Origin of the sequence: Psychrobacter sp. 28M-43, from assembly GCF_014770435.1 — a bacterium.
Classification (GTDB): domain Bacteria; phylum Pseudomonadota; class Gammaproteobacteria; order Pseudomonadales; family Moraxellaceae; genus Psychrobacter.
Genome location: NZ_CP061739.1, coordinates 1,344,630 through 1,368,237, shown reverse-complemented (window position 1 = coordinate 1,368,237; position 23,608 = coordinate 1,344,630). Strand labels below are relative to the sequence as shown.

The window sequence follows — 23,608 nt, the reverse complement described above, 5'->3', positions numbered from 1 at the left end:
TAAGTAGTGGTTTGTACCATTGTTAGATTGACAACTACCTTTTCAAAATACTTTAGCCTATATCAAATCGCAAGGATGCTAACTATGATATCGAACAAACCTTGGCTTTCTCAATATCCAGCCGGTGTGCCAAAAACCATTAATCCTGATAGATATAGCAGCATCATGGAACTGTACGAAGAATGCTTCGATCGCTTCCGTGGACATCCGATGAGCATTTGTATGGGAGTGACTCATACCTATGGTGATATCGATAATGCTTCGATGGCAGTCGCCGCTTGGCTACAGAACCAAGGCTTGCCGAAAGGTAGTGTCGTCGCTCTCATGATGCCAAACGTTCCACAGTATCTACCAACCATGATTGGGATACTGCGTGCAGGCTACGTTTGTACCCCTGTCAACCCACTATATACTGGCCGAGAACTACGCCATCAGCTTAACGATTCTGGTGCCCAAGCAATTTTTGTGGTTGATAACTTTGCCCAAGCGCTTGAGCAAGTTATTGAAGAAACGGCTATCAAACGTGTCATCCTATCTAAGATGGGCGATATGATGGGTTTGAAAGGTATTTTGGTCAATACGATTATTCGTCAGGTCAAACGCTTAGTACCCAAGTACAACCTTAATGACCCTAAATACCACGTTACTAAATTCCCTGAAGTATTGAAAAAAGGTAAAAACCTACCTTTTCAGCAACCAAAAATGTCTTTGGATCAAAAAGCATTTTTACAATATACAGGCGGTACCACAGGTCTTTCGAAAGGCGCTATCTTGTCACAGCGTAATATTGTAGCAGCAGCGATGCAATCAGAAGCATGGACTCGCCCTATCACATCAGAAATTAACGAAGTATATATCAATATGGTGATGGCGCTGCCGCTGTATCATATTTTTGCATTCATGTTGAGTTTACTTGGTATGCGCTCAGGCTATACTTTTATACTAGTACCTAATCCACGTGATATTCCTGGATTTGTTAAAACTTTATCAAAACAACCGTTCCATATTTTCCCTGCGGTCAATACCCTCTTTAAAGGATTGCTCGATAATCCTAACTTTAAAGATTTGGACTTTAGCTCTTTACGTATCTCACAAGCTGGTGGTATGGCGGCTACTGAGCAAACTGCGAATCGCTGGTTAGAAGTGACTGGCTGCGCGATGATCGAGGGTTGGGGTATGACAGAAGGCGTTGCAGTTGGTACCGCCAACGTTATTACCAATCGTGAGTTTAACGGTACTATCGGTGTACCAGCCCCTGGTGTTGATGTCATTATTATCGATGAAGACGGCAAGCATGTAGGTTTAAACGAAGGGGGCGAACTATGCATTAAAGGCCCTAACGTAACCTCTGGATATCTGAATAGAGACAGTAGCGCTGATTTTACTAGCGATGGTTATTTCCGCACTGGTGATATCGTCAGCATGGATGATAAGGGTTATATTAAACTGCTCGATCGTAAAAAAGATATGATTTTGGTTTCAGGATTTAACGTATTCCCTAACGAAATCGAGTCCGTGATGCTTGACTGTGACGGCATTCTTGACTGCGCGGTAATTGGTATTCCTGATAGTCATCAAGGTGAAGCGGTCAAAATATACGTAGTACCTGAAGACAATAATGTTACCAAAGAAGTCATTACAGATTTTGCCTTAGATAATCTAACGGGTTATAAGTGTCCACGTCACATCGAGTTTGTGAGCGACTTACCAAAGAGTAATGTCGGTAAAGTGCTTCGTCAAAAATTGCGTGAAAAACACAATGCAGACCATCCACAAAGATAAACGAACATCAAAGTTTTAATTTTTAAAAAATTTGATTTTATTTTCACTAAAGAGCATTTTACATTTAATGTAAGATGCTCTTTTTGTATATTCATTTTATGTCATTCAATTATAAAATTTCTCTATTACCATTACTACAAATCTACCTTTATATTGAGTTATATGACATTTTTTGAATAAATTTCATGTTAATTACTTGATAAGAAAGTAAATTACTTGTCTAGGCATTTTATAATTATTCAACATATATTTTTTCATTTATCAAATTTAACTGTAAACTATCAAGTTCTTGTATAAGCATAACAGGCACGGTTGTAGTTATGTTAATGTATTGCCAAAATGTGTCACTATACTTTCTGTTATTTTAATCTTATATAATTATGACTCATATCGATTGATTAGCAGTATTACTAGTAGCTATTTTCATTATCAAAACATTAATTAGTTTTTTAACCTGATGAGATATTTATGCTCTGTGGTTGAATCAAACTTTATAAGGGCCTCGTATTTTAGCAGTATGTGAATATATAGGATAACACTCGACAATTTCTTGCTAACGGAACAGCAATATAAATTGTTGACATGGATGTGACTACTTTTTTATAGAGCCTTAATTTATTTTAATATTTAAGGACGCTAATCATGACTGTAGATAAACCTTGGCTTTCTCAATACCCGGAAAACGTACCTAAGACGATTAATCCGGATCAGTATGAAAGCCTCATAGAGTTATATGAAGAGTGTTTTAACCGCTTTCGTATGCATCCGATGACTATCTGTATGGGTGTGACGCATACTTATGGTGATGTTGATAACGCTTCACTGGCAGTAGCAGCATGGTTACAGGCTCAAGGTTTACCTAAAGGCAGCGTAGTGGCTCTTATGATGCCAAACGTTCCCCAATATCTACCAACTATGATTGGTATTCTACGTGCAGGTTATGTTTGCACTCCAGTAAACCCACTATATACGGGTCGCGAGTTGCGTCACCAATTGAATGACTCAGGTGCTCAGGTTATCTTTGTTGTTGACAACTTTGCTCAAGCTTTAGAACAAGTCATTGAAGAAACCAATATCAAACGTATCGTGCTGTCAAAAATGGGCGATATGATGGGACTAAAAGGTATTTTGGTCAATACGGTCATCCGTCAGGTCAAACGCTTGGTTCCAAAGTACAACCTAAACGATCCTAAGTATGACGTTACTAAGTTCCCTGAAGTATTAAAAAAGGGAAAAAACCTACCTATTCAAGCACCAAAAACTACCCTACAACAAAAAGCGATTTTGCAGTATACAGGTGGTACGACTGGACTATCTAAAGGTGCTGTCCTAACACAACGTAATGTCGTCGCTGCTGCTATGCAGTCAGAGGCATGGTATCGTCCTGTGACCTCAGGTATCAATGAGGTATATATCAATATGGTGATGGCCTTACCGCTGTATCATATTTTTGCCTTCATGCTAAGTCTACTCGGTATGCGTTCAGGTTATACCTTTATCCTAGTACCTAATCCGCGCGATATGCCAGGGTTTATTAAAACGTTATCAAAACAACCATTCCATATCTTCCCTGCTGTGAACACTCTATTTAAAGGGTTACTTGACCAGCCAAACTTTAAAAACTTAGATTTTAGTTCATTACGTATCACTCAGGCTGGTGGTATGGCGGCAACTGAGCAAACCGCAGCACGTTGGTTGGAAGTAACTGGCTGCCCTATGGTTGAAGGTTGGGGTATGACGGAAGGTGTTGCGGCAGGTACTGCTAACGTGATTACTGATCGTAAATTCAACGGTACTATTGGTATACCTGTTCCTAGTGTCGATATCATTGTAGTAGATGACAGTGGCAAACGTGTGGGCCTAAATCAAGCAGGCGAAATGTGTATTAAAGGCCCTAATATTACGTCTGGTTACTTTAATAAAGACAATACCAATGATTTCACAAGCGACGGCTACTTCCGTACAGGTGATATCATCAGTATGGATGAAAAAGGCTATATCACCCTACTAGATCGTAAGAAAGACATGATCTTGGTTTCAGGATTCAATGTATTCCCTAATGAAATCGAATCCGTTATGCTCGATTGTGATGGTATCGTCGACTGCGCAGTAATTGGTATTCCTGATGATCACCAAGGTGAAGCAGTTAAAATTTATATCGTACCCGCCGATAATAACGTCACTAAAGAAGTTATCAAAGAATTTGCGCTGGACAATTTGACTGGTTATAAGTGTCCACGTCATATTGAGTTTGTTAGTGAACTACCAAAGAGTAACGTTGGTAAAGTACTACGTCAAAAACTGCGTGAACAGCATGTGTCAAATAATCCTCAAACGTTGTAATACTTGTCCTGCTATTTAGAGTAAATAAAAGAAGAAGCCCACTACAATAATAGTGGGCTTCTTCTTTTCTACCTTGAGAAAACCAATTTGCTTAGCTTAGTTTATTCATTACCTGTAATGGCAAGTGCTTCATGGCATGACTGACCATGGACCAAGGTAGGCTCGGCACACAGGCTTCATCCACACCCGCTTCGATAGCTGCGACAATAGCTTTAGTACCAGTATCTGTATCGACTTCAAATGGTAATGGCTTAGAACCTTCATTGATTTCAGTGCGAATATAACCTGGGTAAATTGTAGAAACTTTAATAGGTAAATTGGTCAAAAGCATATCAGCACGAATGCCTTCTGCTAAGTGAGCCAAACCAGCTTTACTTGCACCATAGGTTGTCAGATGCCTAGGCAATCCACGCATGGCTGACATGCTAGATATCACGACCAAATGCCCGCTGTTTTGAGCACGGAAGATATTCATGGCGGCTTCACACTGTGCCAGTGCTGCTACAAAATTGACATCAGCAGTGCGACGATTAGTCTCAAAATGCCCTTTACCAATGCGGCGGCTATCACCAATACCCGCATTGACCACTACTCGCTCAATGCTACCGAAATCATCTGCAAAAGCATCAAATACTTGAAAGACCGTATCATAATCACTCACATCTAGTGCTTGGTATTCGACTCGAATATCAGGATACTTGTCTATTATCTCCGACTTTAAATGCTCTAAACGATCAGTGCGACGCGCACATATGGCCAAGTTGTAGCCAAGGCTAGCAAACAGTCTGGCCATACCCTCGCCCAGACCTGAACTGGCACCTGTGATAAGCACCGTTTTACCGTTGCCTACTTGCTGCTGACTCAAGTCTTTTAGGTAGCTTGCAGGTCGAACCGCGCCTACTATCTGGTTTTTGCTATGGCGCGCACTTTTAGCAACCAATTTTATTAATTTATTTTGCATGTACAGTCCTTTGTATATCGATATTGCACAGAATCAAATCGGTATTTCTTAGTATAAGCGTCGATAAATTTTATGTTTTAAGCAGATATGACACTACCTTACCTGTATAATCATGCGCAAATTTAACGCCATGTCACGAATGGTTTGCCATCAGAGAATAAATGACTATATTCATTTAAAGACAACAAGCGAGAACTTTGATTCTTTAAAGTAATAGAGGTCACACCCGTATTAACCAAGCTTTTATTCAGCTGATAAGCAGTCTGACTACCTTGTCGCAATAACTGTGCAGTGATTGCAGCGATGACACCGCCTGAAGTGAATACGAGCACGGTACTGTCCTGACCTAAGCTCATGCTTGCTACTTTTGTACGTACTTGTTCAAGGGCTTGCTGTGCACGATTATTAAACTGTGGCCAACTTTCAAGATAATCTTGATCATTGTCACCAGCATGCCAACGTTGCATCGCTTGATCAAATAGCTCAGCCAGTCGGGTGGCTGGCGATTCTGCTTTAGCGATTTCAGCTGAGATGTCAGATCGATTACCAGATGCCTCTGCTGACTTAACAAACACGTCTTTATGATTAAACTCATCAAACTGCGGCAGAATATAACTATCAGGCTGATCAAAGTTGATTACAGGCGTAACAGCAGTGCCATCGCTATTATTAACATGTGCAGATGATTGATAACGCTCCCAAAAATGACGTGCTGAGTCTTGCTGCCGAACCAACCTACCAGTAAATATGGCATCAATACGGCGCTGCGTAGCTGCATAGTGCTGACCCAGCATTTGTGCCTGAACAGTGCCTAGTTCTGAGAGTTGATCATAGTTTTCTTGTCCAAAAGACGCTTGGCCATGACGTGCTAAAAGTATGGTTGTCATAAATTATTACCTTTTATCATATTTGCTAAAGTACAGTTTGCTGAATGCTTACGCTTCAGGAGAGTCAGGTGCTTTTGCAAAATAACCTTTTGGTAAAATACTTTTGACCACTTTTTGAACAGGGCTTGGTAACTGCTCAATAGCAGCAGCATCTACGCCTATGTCTTCTAAATGCGGCTGCACATGCGCATTGAATAAGGCTTCGCCTTCGTATTGCGCAATCAGTTTCAAACATTTAGCATGCATGACATGTATAACGAGCCAAGCGTTTTTGAACGCTGGATTAGTGGTTTGCTTATGATAATAACGATAGTAGATCTGTTGAATAATGCCTGAAAGGCGGAACAATCCGAACACTTCGTAAAAGGTCCAGTTATCTATCTCTAAACCCGACTGTTTTAGATAATATTCAACCACTTCATCACGCGTCATCATGCCTTCTAAATGTGTTGGCTGACGACGGAACTGCTGCATGATAATATTGTCATCTTCTTCAATCCAGTAGGCCAACGCACTACCCAAGTCCATCAGTGGATCGCCAAGGGTTGCCATCTCCCAGTCGAGCACGCCAATCACTTTGGTCGGCTCATCTGCATCAAGTATGACATTGTCAAAGCGCCAATCATTATGAATGATACAAGTTTTGCTATCAGCAGGCGTGTGCTTAGCAAGCCATTGTCTCACCAATGCAAAGCTCGGTACGTTTGGTGTCTTTGCTTTGACATAACGTTTATCCCAACCACTGATCTGGCGTTCGCAGTAACCTTCGCCGCGGCCCAAATTGACTAAATCAGGATGCTCAGTATAGTCTATCTGATGTAACTCTACCAAAGCGTCTAATACATTGGTGCAAAGCAGACGCGTTTGCTCAGGATTTAGATCAATACCTTCTGGCAATTCTGCACGAGGGATAATACCCTCCATACGCTCCATCACATAAAAATCAGCGCCGATAACAGCTTCATCCGTACATAGCGCAATCATCTCAGGTACATAAGGATAAGCATCTTTTAACGCTTTTTGAACGGTGTACTCACGCACCATGTCATGGGCAGATTTTGCCTTGGTACCTTTTGGTGGACGACGTAATATGAGGTCTTGGTTTTTATCTTCACCCTCATACTGTAGTCGATATGTCCAGTTTGATGCGCCGCCTGAGAACTGAGTGACTGTAGGCTCGCCTACCACATCGACACCTTGACCGCGAAGCCATTCACTGACTGCTTTGGCATCAAGCTCTTCACCCTCGCGTACGGCACCGCCTTTGTCTAGTACTTTATTATCAGTTGCCATGAGACATTCCTTATCATGTGGTCATTTATTTTTATAACAGATATGCGAGCTAGTTCTCAATTCAATTTATCTCATTCTTCTCGCTATTTTTGAAATGAGGACTCGCTCTAGTGATGAAAAATTCACTACTAAGTTGTTAATAGTGAATTTTCAATTAGCATTTTGATTGGCTTATTCTTGATAGTTGCGTGAGCAAATCAACACTAACTCACACAACCGTTTGTTAAGATTAAGCTTAAGCTTTGTCAGACTTAGGAGAACGACTAAAGCCCTGACGTTTTAGTTCTAGCTTAGCAATCATGGTTTTATGTACTTCATCTGGACCATCTGCTAAACGTAGTACACGTGCCTGCGCGTAAAAGTTTGGTAGCAATGTGTCTTGACACACGCCCATACCACCATGAATCTGAATCGCCATATCGACCACTTCTTGTAGCACAGTTGGCGCCACTACCTTGATAGCAGAGATTTCAGTCAATGCAGCTTTGGTGCCCTGAGCATCCATTTTTTGGGCGGCGTACAATGTTAGCAAGCGTGCTTGGTCGATTTTGATACGGGCCTCGCTGATACGCTCAAAGTTACCACCCAATTGTAGTAATGGCTTACCAAAGGCAGTACGTGACATACCACGCTTGACCGCTAATTCAAGAGATTTTTCGGCAGCACCGATACAGCGCATGCAATGATGAATACGGCCTGGCCCTAGACGACCCTGTGCAATCTCAAAACCTTTACCAGGTCCACCAATGAAGTGGCTGACTGGCACACGCACATTTTCGAAGCTAATCTCACCATGGCCGTGCGGTGCATCATAGTCACCAAACACTTTAAGCATACGTTTAATGTTCACACCCGGAGTATTGACTGGTACAAGCACCATCGAATGCTGATGATGACGGTCTGCACTTTCATCCGCGGTATATGCCATCACAATCAAGACATCAACCGCTGGATCGCCAAGACCAGATGACCACCACTTGCTACCATTGATGACAATCTCATCACCATCTACTACCGCTGTTGCTTGCATATTGGTCGCATCACTTGATGCCACATCAGGCTCAGTCATACAAAACACAGAGCGTGTCTTACCGTCTAGGATTGGGGTAAGCCACTTGTCTTGCTGTTCTTGAGTACCGTAGCGCCATAACAGCTCCATGTTACCGCTATCAGGGGCATTACAGTTGAACACATGAGGTGCTAGCAAACTACGACCAGTCAATTCTGCGATAGGCGCATAATCAGTGACTGACAGTCCTGCACCTAGTGTGTCATCTGGCAGGAATAAATTCCATAAACCTTCTTCACGTGCTTGTTTGCGCAGGTTTTCGTAGGCTTCTGGCCACTCCCAGTTTTCCCAATTACCATCAGGGTTTTTCTTATGACAATCTTCCCAGAATTGGGCTTCGATAGGCTCAATATTCGTTTCGATGAACGCTTTGACTTTGGCATGCATGGCTTGACCATGTTCTGTTGCGGTAAACATTAAATTGTCGTTAGACATAAATGACTTCCTTTTCTTTATTGATTGTCTAAATCAAATGTTGATAAAAAGCTCTACTATAGCTTTAGTGCACGCACGTATACTGTCTTCCGTGTGCTACATTTATAACACAGCAATTGTCAATAAACAGCAAAAAGGCGCGACCAGCTAGGCCACGCCTTTTACAAAATATAAACAATGTATCTAAAAACTTCTAAGTACTAAAATACCATTATTTAACTATCATAATGATAACTAACATTATTTCAGAATATTCAAGCGACTATTCAAATCAAAACGTGCAAGTGCATCAGGTAATTTATCTACAGCCATACTCAGTGTTGCTTCTGCTGCCTGAGCCAATCCTAACTTTTCTGCTAACGTCGGCTTCTGACGTGAATATAGTGCATACACTTCGTTGTCTTCCATACGTTCCAAAATATAGCTGTCTGAAGTCTGTAGACTATCAATTAAGTTAAGCTTTAACGCATCTTCGCCGTACCAATGCTCGCCCGTAGCTACTTTGGCAACATCGAGTTCTGGACGATAGGTATTAACGAAATGCTTAAATAACTCATGCGTCTGCTCTAGCTCTTCTTGGTATTTGGCACGGTCTTCGGCATCATTTTCACCAAATACAGTCACCGTACGCTTATAGTCACCAGCGGTAAACATCTCATAATCGACGTCATGGTTTTTTAGCCATTTATGGAAGTTTGGCAATTGTGACACCACACCGATTGAACCAATGATAGCGAATGGTGCTGCTATTACCTTGTCTGCAACGCAGGCCATCATATAGCCGCCGCTTGCCGCCACCTTATCAACACAAACCGTCAGTTTCAGACCCGCATCTTTTAGGCGAGCCAATTGCGCTGCGGCCAAACCATAGCCGTGTACCAAACCACCGCCTGATTCGAGACGGACGATAACTTCGTCACCTTTATTTGCGGTACTAATTAGAGTACTGATTTCTTCACGCAAATGTTTGACCGCAGTTGCTTTGATATCACCGTCAAAATCGAGCACAAAAACTTGTGCCTTATCATCAGAATGTTTTTTCTTATTTTTGGTTTTTGCTTTCAATGCTTGCTTGGCTTTTTTGGCCATGACTTTTTTGAACTGTTTGAGGGCAGCTTTGCCTTGGGTGGCTTCCATTAAGTCTTCGCGGCGCTGTTTTTGGGCTTCATTTAAATGTCTTACTTTTAGCTCAACAGGGTTTTTTGGTGGATGAAATAGCATGGTTACGAATCCTCAAGTCAGTAGATATATCAATATGGCTGTTTTTATTCAGGTGCGGTTGATATGTGCACACTAAGCGGCGTTTTCAAGCATAATGACAATATTTAACCCAATATAAATAACGCAGAATAAATACGTCAGATACTTGCAGACTCCCGTGCTTTGATTGAACTCAGCCGGTTGTATAACAAAGGCAGATTAGGCATAATATGCATTTATATCAAATTTTCTGCAGCCAACGTGATGACCATATGTCTTAATCGCGTTGTTTGTGTGTTTTTTTTGCAAATAGCTTGAAACGCACAACAATGGCTGCATTATTGTACTTCGAATTGGGCTGATAACTGGATAACCATATTATGACGCAAAGCACTATGACGCATAGCGAATACCGAGACGAGTATTGCGGAGCCGTAACCGAGAGCTTGCTTGAGCAAACCATTAGTATCGTAGGCTGGGTACATCGTCGTCGCGATCACGGTGGCGTGATTTTCTTAGACATGCGTGACCGCGCTGGTATCTTACAGGTCGTGGTCGACCCTGATACCCCAGAAGCTTTCGCAGCAGCTGATGCTGTACGTCCTGAATACGTGCTAAAGATAACTGGCCGTGTACGTCGCCGTTATGAAGGTACTGAAAATAATAATATGACCAGTGGCCAGATTGAGCTATTGGGCAAAGAAATTGAAGTATTGGCTAAATCTGAGACGCCGCCATTCCCATTGAATGACGAAAAAACGACTGTATCTGAAGACTTGCGTCTAAAGTATCGTTATCTTGATATGCGTCGTCCGCAAATGCAAGAGCGTATGGTGTTCCGTGCCAAGGCAACTTCAGCGATTCGTCGTTATTTAGACGATCATGGTTTCTTGGATGTTGAAACGCCTATCTTGACTCGTGCAACGCCTGAAGGTGCGCGTGATTATCTTGTACCATCACGTACCCGTCCAGGTAACTTCTTTGCCCTGCCGCAGTCACCACAGCTATTTAAGCAATTATTGATGGTGTCAGGTTTTGACCGTTATTATCAAATTGCTAAATGCTTCCGTGATGAAGATTTACGTGCCGATCGTCAGCCTGAATTTACTCAGGTGGATATTGAGACGTCTTTCTTGAACGAAGAAGAAATCATGAACATCAATGAAGGTCTTATCAAGCATTTGTTCAAGACCATGATGGATGTTGAGTTCGAGCAGTTCCCACGCATGACTTACGCTGAAGCAATGCGTGACTATGCATCAGACAAGCCTGACTTACGTATTCCTCTAAAGTTGGTTGACGTTGCAGATTTGATGAAAGACGTTGACTTCAAGGTATTTGCCGGCCCTGCTAACGATCCTAAAGGTCGTGTGGCTGCTCTACGCATCCCTGGTGGCGCATCATTAAGCCGTAAGCAAATCGATGCTTATACCAAGTTTGTTGGTATTTATGGCGCACGCGGTTTGGCTTATATCAAAGTCAATGACGCTAGCAGCATCAACAACGGTGTGGACAAAGAGTCTGGCCTACAGTCTCCAATCATCAAAAATATGACTGATGACGTACTTGTGAGCTTGATCGAGCGTACTGCTGCAGAAGATGGCGATATTATTTTCTTTGGTGCGGATAAAGCCAGTGTAGTGAATGATGCGATTGGTGCATTACGTCAAAAAATCGGTCTAGATCTTGAAATGACGACTTGTGAATGGGCACCTCTTTGGGTGACCGACTTCCCGATGTTTGAAGAGACTGACGATGGTCGTTGGACGTCGATGCATCATCCGTTCACTAAGCCTAAAGGTTCAGTTGAAGAGTTGAAAAATAACCCAGAGTCTGCCCTTTCTATCGCTTATGACATGGTATTGAACGGTACTGAGATTGGTGGTGGTAGCTTACGTATCAACACTTATGATATGCAGCAAGCTGTACTTGAAGCCTTGGGTATCGGTGAGCAAGAAGCTGAAGACAAGTTTGGTTTCTTACTTGATGCTCTAAAATTCGGTGCGCCACCGCATGGCGGCCTAGCATTTGGTTTGGATCGTTTGATTATGTTGATGGTAGGCGCAAGCTCTATCCGTGACGTTATCGCCTTCCCAAAAACCAAAACGGCTGATTGCCCATTGACTCAAGCACCTGCTGGCGTTGATAGCAAACAACTACGTGAGCTTGGTATCCGTGTGCGCGAAAAAGCACAAGCTGATACCAACAAGCCTGCTGAATAAATCGCTCGATGATGCGCGGTTGCTGTCTACAGTGCTTGTTACGTGATTCATTACCATGTGAGTGGTCATGAATCCGTATCATATTTTCAAAGTCGTGCCATTGTCTGTATTGCAGATGCTGGCACGTTTTGCCGCTTGGGTTATCATTAAGATACCCAGTCTAAGTATCATGCGTACCATTCAGATCAATATGGCGCTGATTACTCATACATTATCTGAGCAGCAAAAGCGCGCATTGACCAAAGACATTATTTACCATCAATGTCTGACCAGTATTGAATCTATAAAAAGCTGGGCGATGCCACCTGAGTGGAGTATCGCTCAGATTTGCGATGTCCATAATAAAGACATTTTTTTAGAGGGTCTTGCCAATCCAAATGGCATGCTTGCTATCGTACCGCATCTCGGCACTTGGGAGATGATGAATGCTTGGCTCAACCAGTTTGGTGCGCCAACCATTATGTATAAGCCAGTTGACGGCAAATTCGCTAACGAGTTTATCCTTCAAGGACGTGCGCGACTTAATGCCACTTTGGTACCTACTGATGGTAGCGGCGTCAAAGCCGTGTTTAAAACGCTCAAGCAAGGTGGTTTTAGTATTGTATTGCCCGACCACGTTCCAGAGCCGTCAGGCGGCGTTGTCGTTCCGTTCTTTGGTATCAAAACATTGACCAGTACACTTGCCTCCAAACTGGCGAGCAAAACCAAATGTGCGCTAGTTGGCTTATCTTGTATTCGCCGTACCGATGGACGCGGTTTTGACATTTACTGCTACAAACTCGATGATCCAGCCTTGTATGACCGTAATGCTGAAGTGGCGACTCATGCTCTCAATCAGGCCATGGAGCGTATGATTACAGACAACTACAGTCATTATATGTGGGGCTATCGACGTTTTAAGCGTATACCAAACTTAGGCAACCCTTACCGCAAAGATAAAGAGACTTTAGCAGCCTTTATCCAATCTCACCATTCTAGCGTTTCTAATCTTTCTGCTAGCGATATCAACGATAGCGTTCGAAATAACAACGTTGAAATCGACAATGCTAAAAACGATAGTGCTGTTAAAAATGATAACGCTAAGCTCGACAATCATTAGTCATCACCAACCTAGCGTTGCCTATTTAGACATACCATCAGTCACAGCTATGCTAATATTGGCTGAACTCTATATTCTTTTACTTTTATTAACCCTTCATTTATCTGACTATTATCTCAATACGAGTGCATTATGACATCTGACGTAACTAAGACCTCATCTATAGACCCTAATCAGACCAATACAAATGCTGCTGAACAGCATTATATCATCTGTATGAAATGGGGCGACAAATATGGTCCTGAATATGTCAATCGTCTCTACAACATGGTTAGTCGACATCTAACCTTAGATTTCCAAATGGTTTGCTTGACCGATGACAGCACAGGTATTGACCCTGCAATTGCGTGTTATCCGATACCTGACATGGATCTACCAGCAGGTCCTGAACGTGGTTGGAAGAAACTTACTACCTTTAAGCCTGAGCTGTATGATTTAAAAGGTGTGGCCCTATTTTTAGACATTGATATCGTCATTGTCGATAATATCGATGCGTTTTTTACTTACCAAGCTGAGCATGAGGACAGTGTCGTCATCATCCGCGACTGGAAAAAACCTTGGCGCATGATTGGCAACAGCTCCGTCTACCGCTTTAATATTGGTATGAATACCTATCCTGATTTGCTGTCCAATTTTGAGCGAAACTTTGAAACCATTCGCACCCAAGTACGTCACGAGCAGGCCTACCTTTCTAACTATTTGCGTGAGCATCATCACCTAGAGTATTGGGATAAGACATGGTGTGTCAGCTTTAAGTACCAATGTATTGCGCCGATTCCTTTTAACTTTGTACGCACACCTACTCTGCCGGATGATGCAAAAATCGTTATTTTCCACGGTGAGATTAACCCGCCAGATGCAATTGCTGGCAGTGGCGGTAAATGGTATCGACATGTGAAGCCAAGCCCATGGTTAAAAAACCATTGGCAATAGATGCTTAGCAATTAACCATATGTAGACAATTTATAATTAGCGTAAAGGCAGTGTATTAAGATATAAGATAGGTGAAATAAACGACTGGAAAATAGTATGGCGCTATATTTAAGATTACCTGCTACTGCTGGGTTCAATATTGATAATGAGCTCATCATTATCAATGCGTTTAATGCCAATGAACCCGAACAAAGCTTGCATGGAAAAGACGTCAATATTATCGCCTCAGGACCATCTATACAGCAGCTGCCGTTAACAGAGCTACTAGATACACCTACTATCTTTGTCAATGGCAGTATCAGCCTGATTGGGCAGTATCAGTTTACCGATATTGCTGGTTACGTCATCAGTGATGCGCGCTTTATCAATCATCAACCTAAGATTTTACAGCAGTACTATACGGGTCAACCTCTATATGCAACATTAGCTGTCTTTGAAGCGATGGCCACCACGCACCCTGATATTATGCAAACGTACCACCATGCCATGCGGGTGTTGTACCCAGTAGATAGGCCATGGGGAGTCAAGTCAAACAAGCTATCTTTTAATAAGCTTATCTTTAAGAAAAAATTACTTAATAAAAAAATGCCGCTATCGTACTTTATCAATAATCCAAACTTTATCATTGATAGCGATCATAAAGCGGCTGACATCGGCGTCTCTCTTAACATTACTCATGGATTTGTGGAAGCAGGAACCGTTGCTTATGTCGCGGCGCAGTTAGCGTTTTCGCGTCAAGCAGCGAGTATTCATCTGTACGGTATTGACCTGCTTAACAGTAAGCAACCACGGTTTTATGAAAATAAAAACAATAGTGCGCCAAGTATGCTTAGTAAAGTCATGAACGAGCGGATTGTACCCTCGTTTAACTTACTCGGCAGAATCTATCAGTCGCATGGTGTTCCTGTCGTCAATCACTCTCCTATCTCTAAATCGCTATTCGACACTTTCTAGTTAATGACTCACAATTAATAACCTCGACTTAATTGCGTTTAATTAAGAACCACTACAAGTTATAAACCCTCATTTTTGATCTGAATCTAAAACAGAACCAAACGCTAAGTACTGTCTTGCAATATGTTCAGGTAGTAACTGCTGGTTTAGCGGCACGATATAATCTGTAAGATTGTCTATGGCTTGGTCGATGAGCATGGCCAAGCCATCAATATCACCTACCGCTATTAAGTTTTGCTCAGGTAATAACTCTCTCGGCCCAAAAGGACAATCCGTACTAATTACTGGTACGCTCAGTGCTTGCGCCTCTACGATGACATAGCCAAAGCCTTCAAACTTAGAGGTGAGCACCATCAGTGCAGCTGATCCAATTAATGGATAAGGGTTAGTCTGGAAGCCTAAAAACTTAATACTATCGCTAATATTTAGTTGGACAGCCAACTGTTCAATCTCTGCTTCAAGCCTACCTTTACCTACTAGTACTAATGGTAGCTTTCGTTCTGTTTTGGCATACGCCTGTAGCAAGTCTCGATGACCTTTCATGCTATCAAAAGAGGCAACATGTGTAATGTACTCTTTATCTACTAAGCCGAAATGTTCAAGATGGCTAGATGCTGCTGCTTTGGTATTTATAGCAATAGCATCACAAGGATTATAGATTGTTGTGGTTTTGGTGATATTTCCTATAATATCAATCAAATCTTGGTGTGCACCCTTACTCACACAGCTACAAGGATGAGCGCCATAGACCAGTTTCAAATGATTTATAGTCTGTACTGACGACTCTAATAATTTATTTTGGAACTGCTTTGATAGCGCTGTATGCAGTACATTTACGATATTTGGCAACTGGCTATATGCCATAATCCAGTTTATTTTATAGATATTGGCCAGTATCAAATTTGGCTTCCCTATTTGGCTAAGCACGTAAGTATCAATACGCTTAGCAACTGATTCGTAGGCTTGTGCTTGCGTAGATTTTGGGTCGAGATTCTGCTCAGAAAACACCTCATCATATGGCACGATGTGATATTGCACACGAGCGTCTAGTAGCATATCTTGCGTCGCTTCCAAACATAGAATATGAGGACGATAGCCCATATCTGCATAAGTGCTTGCCAACGTCGTAACCATACGCTCAGCACCGCGACCTTCAAGCGCTTTTAAAATAAATAGAATAATAGGTGGCATTAGTGTCTCAGCTTGATTTTTTAACGGTATAGGCATGATAGGTTAGCCAAATGAATGCAACTATGGTCATAATTATTGCAGCATTCTGACTTTATATGCTAGTCTCACCTACCGCTGGTGCTCGGCATCTATTCAGTAAATTACGAGCAGTATTTAACGGTATCTCTATAAAAATTATAATTAGTCTAACTATCTAAATCGATTAAACCTTGTTAATAATCGCATCAGCAAATATCATAGCTGGTCTAATATCGCTACTAACATAGATGCATATCCGAAGAGAGCAGGATCAGTTATGAAGCAGCCTAATGAAAATACATTAGACATCGTCATTGCTTGGGTAGATGGTGCAGACCCTATACTCAAACAAAAGCGAGAACAGTATAAGCCAACTAAAGAAGTGGCATCTGACGCAATAACTGACACGCGTTTCGCCAGCGACGATGAGATATATTATAATATTGCTTCGATCATCAAATATGTGCCTTTTTGTCGTCATATATATATTGTCACAGATCAACAAAAGCCAGCGTTCATCGATGAGTTTGCTAAGCAAGGTATTTGCTCAGAAGATAAAATACGCATTGTTGATCATAAAGACATATTTTTAGGTTATGAGCAATTTTTGCCTACGTTTAATACCAGATCGATTGAGTCGATGATATGGAATATTGAGGGGCTATCTGATTACTTCATCTATATGAATGATGATTTCTTTTTTAACCAACCAGTAAAAATAGATGACTTTTTGGATGGCGAGAAGCTGAACATTCACGGCCACTGGCGTAAAAGTGGGGCATTAAATGCTAAGCTTAATTTCCGAAAATCTCGCTTTAAATTGTTTGGAACACCGATTCAACCAAGGCATACTATCGCCCAAATGCTAAGCGCCAAAATACTTGGTATGGATCAATTTTTTGAAATTCATCACTATCCGCATATCGTCGATAGGAACATATTGAAAGATTATTTGCTAAACCAGCCTCAGCTACTAACAGAGCAGATTAGATATAAATTCAGAGATGTGGCGCAGGTAAATCCAATAACTTTGATGAATCATCTTAAAATTCAAAAAGATGAAGCAAATCTAAAACCCGATACCTCTGTCAACTATCTAAAAAATGAAAGTAGTGTCGATGATTTTATTACTGCTTTAGAAGGTAAATCTATCAAGTACGGTTGTATCCAAAGCCTAGATCTTCTTGAACCAGATTTACACAAAAAAATCAGCCGAGCTATGAAGCATAAATTTTTAGCGTATCTTCCCACTTCTGTGACGGGAACACCAGCTCTCTGAGCTAAGGTGATCTGACACAGTATCGTGATTTTGAATCATATTTAGCCCAAGCCAATTTTGGATTAGAACCCTCAAAGCATAAACATTAATTGGATATATTATGAAAATAGCAGTAGTAGGTACAGGCTACGTAGGCTTATCAAATGCAATGCTATTAGCACAGCACAACGAAGTCGTCGCTGTTGACATTGTTCCTGAAAAAATCAACTTATTGAATGCCCAGCAGTCCCCTATTGAAGATGAAGATATTGAGGATTTTTTATCAAATAAAAATCTCAACTTTTCTGCGACACTTGATGCAGCGGCAGCCTATGAAGGCTCTGATTTTATTATTGTGGCGACACCAACTGATTATGACGCCAAGACCAATTATTTTAATACATCAACGGTAGAAGCAGTGATTGAGCAAGTACTTTTGGTCAATCAACAAGCAACCATTATTATAAAGTCCACCGTACCAGTGGGATATACGGCGGGTATTAGAGAGCGTTATGCAACTGACCGTATTATCTTTTCACCCGAGTTTTTGCGAGAAGGTAAAGCGCTGCATGACAACCTTTACCCTTCTCGAATCATTGTAGGTGAACAGTCAGAACGAGCTCAATTATTCGCTAACTTACTCCTTGAAGGCGCAATCAAAAAGGACGTGCCGCTACTGTTTGTAAAGCCTACTGAAGCTGAGGCAATCAAGCTGTTTTCTAATACTTATTTAGCAATGCGCGTGGCCTATTTTAATGAGCTTGATACTTACGCTCAAACCTTTGGACTTGAAACCAAACAAATCATAGAAGGTATTGGTTTAGACCCGCGCATTGGTGATCATTATAACAACCCATCATTTGGCTATGGTGGCTACTGCTTGCCTAAAGATACCAAACAGCTATTGGCAAATTATGATGAGGTGCCAAGTAACTTGATAAAAGCCATTGTCGACTCCAACAGAACTCGTAAAGACTTTATCGCTGATAAAATTATTGAACGAAAACCGAAAATTGTAGGTATACACCGATTGGTTATGAAAAGCGGATCAGACAACTTTAGAGCTTCTGCCATACAAGGCATCATGAAGCGTATTAAGGCTAAAGGTATCGAAGTCGTTGTTTACGAACCAGTATTAGAAGAAGAAGAGTTTTTTAATTCACGAGTAATCAAGGACTTAGCAGAATTCAAGGCAATAAGTGACATCATCGTTGCCAATCGATTGTCTGCAGAGATACAAGATGTATCTCATAAGGTCTTTACGCGTGATTTATTTGGGAGCGATTAATGAATATTTTAATTACTGGTGCGGCAGGTTTTATTGGTTTTCATCTCATCAAAGCTCTATTAGAAATAGAGCTACCTGATAGCAATAATTATATCGTTGGTATTGATAACATCAACGACTACTATGACGTGAGCTTAAAAGAAGATCGCTTAACACTACTAAACGAAATATCAGAACCAGAATACTTTACGTTCATTAAGCTAGACCTTGCTGATCGCGAAGCTATGTCTGATCTTTTTTCTACCTATCAATTCGATATTGTCATTAATTTAGGTGCCCAAGCAGGTGTCCGCTACTCTATCGAAAATCCGAATGCATATATTGATTCAAATGTGGTTGGCTTTGTTAATATACTTGAGGGTTGCCGCCATCATGATATCAAGCATTTAATCTATGCCAGCTCTAGCTCGGTCTACGGTATGAATATAAAACAGCCATTTACCACTGCTGATTGTGTTGATTTTCCTATTAGCTTATATGCGGCTACCAAAAAATCAAACGAGCTCATGGCACATAGCTACAGCCATTTATATAATATCCCTACGACAGGATTAAGGTTTTTTACCGTTTACGGTCCTTATGGTCGACCTGATATGGCCTATTTTTCTTTTACCAAAAAAATTCTAGCTGGTGAGCCAATCAATGTCTTCAATAATGGTGATATGCAGCGTGACTTTACCTACATTGATGATATTGTAAAAGGTATCATTCGGATAATGGATAAAGCCCCCTCTCCTCAATACTCTACTATCACTACAGCGACCGCCCCTTATAAAATATATAACATTGGCAATAATCAACCAGTAACTTTACGCCGTTTTATCACTGCCATCGAAAGCGCTTGTGGCAAAAAAGCGCAAGAGAATTTATTGCCGATGCAAGCAGGTGATGTGCCTATTACTTATGCAGATATAGACGAGCTAGTAGATGATATTGATTTCAAACCTGATACCAGTATCGAAGATGGAATCACAAAGTTTGTCGATTGGTATAAAAAGTATTATATCTAATATTCATATGTATATTTTTTTAGATAAACTGCACAGTTACTTTGAATGTCCACTACTGAGGAGTAGTATATGATTTTATTTTTGATTTCAAACTATTCAGGTTTCAACACTGGACGTGGCGGGCACTATTACTCCTTGAGACAAATGGCTGAAACTATAGCTCAAAATAGAAAAATCGTAACCGTTGTAATGGGCGATAGTACTTCATTACCAGCGGCATTATTGGGCATGCAAAATGTTCATTCTGTTTCTACCGAATTACATAAACAACAAAAGGGCGTAAAAAACGTTATTATTAAGCTCAAAGAATTGAAATATTTATCTGAGCTCACTGCTGTTCACGCTTATGATGCAAAGTCTACATACATTGGTGCACATATTGCGAAAATGACGAATACCTCATTCATACTTACAAAATGTGGGGGAAGAGTGCCAAAAAAGTTTTACCCTAAAGTAAATTCTTTAATAGTTTTTCATAAAAAAGACTATGACTACTTTTCCAAACAAAAAAACAACTACCAAAATGTCCACCTTATTCCTAATAGAGTAAAACCTGCATTATATGAAGAAAATAGACAATATCAAATCCACAAAATTCGCAATGAGCACGCTTTTAACGTTCTAAAAATAGGTAGAATTGGCAGTTATTATTTCAAAACATTGACAGATACCATTAAGTTTTGCTCACACATTCAAAGTAAAGATTTTCCTATACGCCTGAGCTTTATTGGTTATGAAGAGTCAGGAGAAGTTACGGAAAAGTTGAGAGTTTATGCAGAACAGCTAAATGTATCATTATCTATCTATTCTGATAGCGACTACACATCACAAGCATCTGAATTATTATGGTCTTGTGATGCGGCAGTTGGTACTGGTCGCGGCGCTATGGAAGCCTTATCCGCCGGCAAGATACTACTATTTCCCGTTTCTAATTTCGATTATCCATGCTTGTTCAATGAAAAAACTGCTACTTATGCCATGCAGGATAATTTCTCAGAAAGAACCATACTGCCCGAACAATTAAGCGGATACTGCGATCCAAGCAATATTTTGAGCTTAATAACAGACAGTGCCTATAGACATAAGCTAAACGCCTTTGGATATGAGACCTTCAACTCAGATTTTAATGTCGAGGTAGGAGCTAGAAAAGTACTTGAAATCTATGATAATAGTCCAAACATAATAGCTATTTCGAGATGGAACTTTCTTATGTTACTGCTTCATAATATGAAGCTACATTTTAAGCAACGATCAAAGTCTTTTAGACATAAGCTAAAGGCAGTGGTAGGTTGATAGTTGCTGTCGGCTCAAGGGATATAAACTATTAATGAAGTTCATTAAATATCATTTAGATTAGCTTTGGTAGAACTAAATACTGATAATTTCTCCGTTAGAAGTGACCAATTTTGCTTCGACAACCATATTATATCCTGTTCTATTGTATACAGTCTCTTTGACAATATTGATGAGATACAAAATATCTTTAGATTTCGCACTACCTTTATTTATAATGAAATTAGCATGCTGTTCTGATATTTGTGCGTTACCTTGGCTCAGGCCTTTGAATCCCAATGCTTCAATAATTTTACCTGGTGGTCCATAATCTTCATACATATCAGGGTTACTAACAAATACTGAGCCACAATTTGGCTGCTTTCTCGGAAACTTGTTTCGACGTGAACGAAGTATCTCTAGCATCTCTCGACGTATATCACCTTTATCACGCTTATTACTAAGCTTCAATCCAACTTCAACGACGATCTCATCTCCATTCTGAAAAATAGATTGGCGATAGGAAAACTTGCATTGTGGGTTGGTATAACGTTTTATATTACCTTGGTTATCAATAGTTTCTACATAGGCTACTACACTACCAATACCTTTTCTTTGACTACCACCATTCATGACAACAAGGCCGCCAAGTGTGCCAGGTATACCACAAATATGTTCAATTCCTGATAGGCTTGTTTGCATAGCCAGTCTAGCCAGACTGGGTACCCATATACCAGGCTCAGCAACGATCTCTAAGCCATTCACTGCTACTTTTGAAAAACTAGTTCCTATTTGTACAATAACAACGTGTATATCGTCATCAGAGAATAGTAAATTTGTAGTATTACCTATTATGAGGGGGTTTATACCATTCAAGTACAACCATTGTCGAACTTTGATTAATTCGTTTTTATTTCTTGGCCGAATAATAACGTCTGCCCTTCCACCTACCTTCCATTGACTAAGTTTAGACAAAGGTACTTCAAACTCTACAATTTCATGGAAGATCTCATTAATTTTCTTCTTGTATAAACTATTCATTTGTACTTATCCGATACTGCCACCACAGTTTGCGCCAAGAGATTTTAACTTAGGTATAAGATCAACATATCCACGTCCAATTTGCCACGCATCAGTAATAACGGTCTCTCCTTCAGCAGCCAAACCACATAGCGTCAAGGCAATACCAGCGCGCAGATCTAAAGCTTTCACTTCGGCCCCTATCAAACCACCACCCTTACCTATGATTTTTAGCATGTCACCAGATATTTCATAATCAACTCCCATACGAGCCATTTCTTTTGCGTATCCATAACGACCAGGAAAACGCAGGTCTACTATACGCGACTCGCCTCGAGCTTGTGCAGCCCAAGCCGCTAGAATGGGCTGTACGTCTGAATTTATACCTGGGTGTGGTCCAGTACTTAGTTCAAGCGGGTAGCAGCAACCACCGCGTACAATAAGTGAGTTTTCACCTTGGTAAAGCTTTGCTCCCCCGGCTTTCAGATGACTAAGAACAACTTCTAAATCCAAGTAAGGAAAGTCATGGATTTCTATGTCGCCTTTAGTAATAACTGCTGCTGCCAGCCATGTAATGGCCTCCATATTATCAGCTATAACTCTATGCCTAATACCGTTTAACTGCTCAACGCCAGATATTTCGATATGTTCTTGTCCAAAAACTTTAATACGAGCGCCCATACCATTAAGCATTGTTATTAAATCAATTATTTCTGGACGTATATGTGGATTCCAAATGCGCGTAGTACCACGAGCTAACGATCCAGCTATGATAGCGTTCTCAGTAGCTCCTGTTGAACGAAGTGGTAAATGTATATCACTTCCTATTAAACCACTTCTCGCTTCTGCACATAGATAGTCGCCTTCCTCCCAAACCGTTGCTCCTAGTTTCTCTAGCAACATAACATGCAAATCATATTTACGTTCACCCAGCTTACAACCACCTGGCAATGGAACTTTAGCTTCTCCAAAACGAGACACTAACGCTCCTAATATCAACAATGTATTTCTAATAGAGCGGCCATCCCATATTAAGTCTGTTCTTATATTGGTATTTTCTCTAATAATAATGACATCATCATTTACAAGCTCAGTTTGTTTGCCTAAAGCATGCAGCATATCTACATGTATTTGTGCATCTAGCAGTTGCGAAGGATAGTTTTCTAAAATAATACTATTTTCAGATAATATGCTGGCCGCCAGCAAGCGTAATGCTGAGTTTTTAGCACCTGCTAGCGCAACTTCACCCTCTAATCTACTTTTTGAAACTGTCAAAACATTGTTAATCATTAAGAAATCCGTATTTTTTCAAAATTTGACTGTTCTTTACCTAACAGTAATTCCATCTATATTTGTTAAAAACTTCAATAATT

Annotated in this window: 18 protein-coding genes; 10 read left to right on the top strand and 8 right to left on the bottom strand. The window is 40.8% G+C overall.

What is annotated here, in order from left to right:
* Window positions 1-84 precede the first annotated feature (84 nt).
* Entirely contained in the window at window positions 85-1,782 is a 1,698-nt protein-coding gene (locus IEE84_RS05820; RefSeq protein WP_191115194.1) for an AMP-binding protein, read from the top strand.
* 642 nt (window positions 1,783-2,424) lie between these two features.
* The gene (locus IEE84_RS05815) at window positions 2,425-4,125 is read left to right on the top strand and encodes an AMP-binding protein (protein WP_191115193.1); all 1,701 of its coding nucleotides are present in this window, start codon (window positions 2,425-2,427) and stop codon (window positions 4,123-4,125) included.
* A gap of 91 nt (window positions 4,126-4,216) precedes the next feature.
* On the opposite strand, the gene IEE84_RS05810 is transcribed toward IEE84_RS05815, so the two are convergent.
* From IEE84_RS05810 to sohB, 5 genes are all read right to left on the bottom strand, one after another.
* Complete coding sequence (locus tag IEE84_RS05810) at window positions 4,217-4,918, bottom strand: SDR family oxidoreductase (RefSeq protein WP_267443125.1); 702 nt, start codon at window positions 4,916-4,918, stop codon at window positions 4,217-4,219.
* Window positions 4,919-5,208: 290 nt separating this feature from the next.
* Window positions 5,209-5,973, bottom strand: coding sequence for a histidine phosphatase family protein (locus tag IEE84_RS05805; RefSeq protein ID WP_191115191.1), 765 nt, complete (start codon window positions 5,971-5,973; stop codon window positions 5,209-5,211).
* 48 nt (window positions 5,974-6,021) lie between these two features.
* Entirely contained in the window at window positions 6,022-7,266 is a 1,245-nt protein-coding gene (locus IEE84_RS05800) for a phosphotransferase family protein (RefSeq protein WP_165598620.1), read from the bottom strand.
* Between the two features lie 235 nt (window positions 7,267-7,501).
* Window positions 7,502-8,752, bottom strand: a complete 1,251-nt coding sequence (locus tag IEE84_RS05795) for an acyl-CoA dehydrogenase family protein (RefSeq protein ID WP_224737971.1) — start codon at window positions 8,750-8,752, stop codon at window positions 7,502-7,504.
* A 258-nt stretch (window positions 8,753-9,010) separates the two neighbouring features.
* Window positions 9,011-9,991, bottom strand: coding sequence for a protease SohB (sohB, locus tag IEE84_RS05790; protein WP_191115189.1), 981 nt, complete (start codon window positions 9,989-9,991; stop codon window positions 9,011-9,013).
* Window positions 9,992-10,365: 374 nt separating this feature from the next.
* Between sohB and aspS the strand changes: the two genes are divergently transcribed.
* From aspS to IEE84_RS05770, 4 genes are all read left to right on the top strand, one after another.
* Window positions 10,366-12,192 (top strand): aspartate--tRNA ligase, encoded by a 1,827-nt coding sequence (gene aspS / locus IEE84_RS05785; RefSeq protein WP_191115386.1) that lies wholly within the window; start codon window positions 10,366-10,368, stop codon window positions 12,190-12,192.
* A gap of 67 nt (window positions 12,193-12,259) precedes the next feature.
* Window positions 12,260-13,291: a lysophospholipid acyltransferase family protein gene (locus tag IEE84_RS05780; RefSeq protein ID WP_191115188.1), complete on the top strand. Its 1,032-nt coding sequence runs from the start codon at window positions 12,260-12,262 to the stop codon at window positions 13,289-13,291.
* Window positions 13,292-13,507: 216 nt separating this feature from the next.
* Window positions 13,508-14,224 (top strand): glycosyltransferase, encoded by a 717-nt coding sequence (locus tag IEE84_RS05775; protein ID WP_416383485.1) that lies wholly within the window; start codon window positions 13,508-13,510, stop codon window positions 14,222-14,224.
* A 96-nt stretch (window positions 14,225-14,320) separates the two neighbouring features.
* Window positions 14,321-15,178 (top strand): hypothetical protein, encoded by an 858-nt coding sequence (locus IEE84_RS05770; RefSeq protein WP_191115186.1) that lies wholly within the window; start codon window positions 14,321-14,323, stop codon window positions 15,176-15,178.
* Window positions 15,179-15,247: 69 nt separating this feature from the next.
* Here IEE84_RS05770 and IEE84_RS05765 read toward each other — a convergent pair whose 3' ends face one another.
* Complete coding sequence (locus tag IEE84_RS05765) at window positions 15,248-16,405, bottom strand: glycosyltransferase (protein WP_224737921.1); 1,158 nt, start codon at window positions 16,403-16,405, stop codon at window positions 15,248-15,250.
* A 259-nt stretch (window positions 16,406-16,664) separates the two neighbouring features.
* Here IEE84_RS05765 and IEE84_RS05760 point away from each other — a divergent pair, with 259 nt between their 5' ends.
* From IEE84_RS05760 to IEE84_RS05745, 4 genes are all read left to right on the top strand, one after another.
* Window positions 16,665-17,666 carry a Stealth CR1 domain-containing protein gene (locus tag IEE84_RS05760; RefSeq protein WP_191115185.1) on the top strand — a complete coding sequence of 334 codons (1,002 nt, stop codon included), beginning with the start codon at window positions 16,665-16,667 and terminating at the stop codon, window positions 17,664-17,666.
* A gap of 100 nt (window positions 17,667-17,766) precedes the next feature.
* On the top strand, window positions 17,767-18,933 hold the full coding sequence (locus IEE84_RS05755; protein ID WP_191115184.1) for a nucleotide sugar dehydrogenase: 1,167 nt from the start codon (window positions 17,767-17,769) through the stop codon (window positions 18,931-18,933).
* On the top strand, window positions 18,933-19,943 hold the full coding sequence (locus IEE84_RS05750; protein WP_191115183.1) for an NAD-dependent epimerase: 1,011 nt from the start codon (window positions 18,933-18,935) through the stop codon (window positions 19,941-19,943). Before IEE84_RS05755 ends, IEE84_RS05750 begins: the two co-directional genes overlap by 1 nt.
* A 69-nt stretch (window positions 19,944-20,012) precedes the next feature.
* On the top strand, window positions 20,013-21,236 hold the full coding sequence (locus tag IEE84_RS05745; RefSeq protein WP_191115182.1) for a glycosyltransferase family protein: 1,224 nt from the start codon (window positions 20,013-20,015) through the stop codon (window positions 21,234-21,236).
* A 75-nt stretch (window positions 21,237-21,311) separates the two neighbouring features.
* On the opposite strand, the gene murB is transcribed toward IEE84_RS05745, so the two are convergent.
* Together murB and IEE84_RS05735 are read right to left on the bottom strand one after the other, a co-directional pair.
* Window positions 21,312-22,256: a UDP-N-acetylmuramate dehydrogenase gene (gene murB, locus IEE84_RS05740; RefSeq protein ID WP_191115181.1), complete on the bottom strand. Its 945-nt coding sequence runs from the start codon at window positions 22,254-22,256 to the stop codon at window positions 21,312-21,314.
* Between the two features lie 6 nt (window positions 22,257-22,262).
* The gene (locus tag IEE84_RS05735) at window positions 22,263-23,525 is read right to left on the bottom strand and encodes a UDP-N-acetylglucosamine 1-carboxyvinyltransferase (RefSeq protein ID WP_191115180.1); all 1,263 of its coding nucleotides are present in this window, start codon (window positions 23,523-23,525) and stop codon (window positions 22,263-22,265) included.
* Between the last annotated feature and the right edge of the window lie 83 nt (window positions 23,526-23,608).

Excerpts from the sequence above, each read along its gene's own strand:
- murB (WP_191115181.1), bottom strand. The coding sequence starts at position 22,256 with ATGAATAGTTTATACAAGAAGAAAATTAATGAGATCTTCCATGAAATT.
- IEE84_RS05780 (WP_191115188.1), top strand. The coding sequence starts at position 12,260 with ATGAATCCGTATCATATTTTCAAAGTCGTGCCATTGTCTGTATTGCAG.
- IEE84_RS05750 (WP_191115183.1), top strand. The coding sequence starts at position 18,933 with ATGAATATTTTAATTACTGGTGCGGCAGGTTTTATTGGTTTTCATCTC.
- IEE84_RS05745 (WP_191115182.1), top strand. The coding sequence starts at position 20,013 with ATGATTTTATTTTTGATTTCAAACTATTCAGGTTTCAACACTGGACGT.
- IEE84_RS05775 (WP_416383485.1), top strand. The coding sequence starts at position 13,508 with ATGAAATGGGGCGACAAATATGGTCCTGAATATGTCAATCGTCTCTAC.
- IEE84_RS05815 (WP_191115193.1), top strand. The coding sequence starts at position 2,425 with ATGACTGTAGATAAACCTTGGCTTTCTCAATACCCGGAAAACGTACCT.
- IEE84_RS05795 (WP_224737971.1), bottom strand. The coding sequence starts at position 8,752 with ATGTTTACCGCAACAGAACATGGTCAAGCCATGCATGCCAAAGTCAAA.
- IEE84_RS05810 (WP_267443125.1), bottom strand. The coding sequence starts at position 4,918 with ATGGCCAGACTGTTTGCTAGCCTTGGCTACAACTTGGCCATATGTGCG.
- sohB (WP_191115189.1), bottom strand. The coding sequence starts at position 9,991 with ATGCTATTTCATCCACCAAAAAACCCTGTTGAGCTAAAAGTAAGACAT.
- IEE84_RS05800 (WP_165598620.1), bottom strand. The coding sequence starts at position 7,266 with ATGGCAACTGATAATAAAGTACTAGACAAAGGCGGTGCCGTACGCGAG.
- IEE84_RS05765 (WP_224737921.1), bottom strand. The coding sequence starts at position 16,405 with ATGCCTATACCGTTAAAAAATCAAGCTGAGACACTAATGCCACCTATT.
- IEE84_RS05820 (WP_191115194.1), top strand. The coding sequence starts at position 85 with ATGATATCGAACAAACCTTGGCTTTCTCAATATCCAGCCGGTGTGCCA.
- IEE84_RS05770 (WP_191115186.1), top strand. The coding sequence starts at position 14,321 with ATGGCGCTATATTTAAGATTACCTGCTACTGCTGGGTTCAATATTGAT.
- IEE84_RS05760 (WP_191115185.1), top strand. The coding sequence starts at position 16,665 with ATGAAGCAGCCTAATGAAAATACATTAGACATCGTCATTGCTTGGGTA.
- aspS (WP_191115386.1), top strand. The coding sequence starts at position 10,366 with ATGACGCATAGCGAATACCGAGACGAGTATTGCGGAGCCGTAACCGAG.
- IEE84_RS05755 (WP_191115184.1), top strand. The coding sequence starts at position 17,767 with ATGAAAATAGCAGTAGTAGGTACAGGCTACGTAGGCTTATCAAATGCA.
- IEE84_RS05735 (WP_191115180.1), bottom strand. The coding sequence starts at position 23,525 with ATGATTAACAATGTTTTGACAGTTTCAAAAAGTAGATTAGAGGGTGAA.
- IEE84_RS05805 (WP_191115191.1), bottom strand. The coding sequence starts at position 5,973 with ATGACAACCATACTTTTAGCACGTCATGGCCAAGCGTCTTTTGGACAA.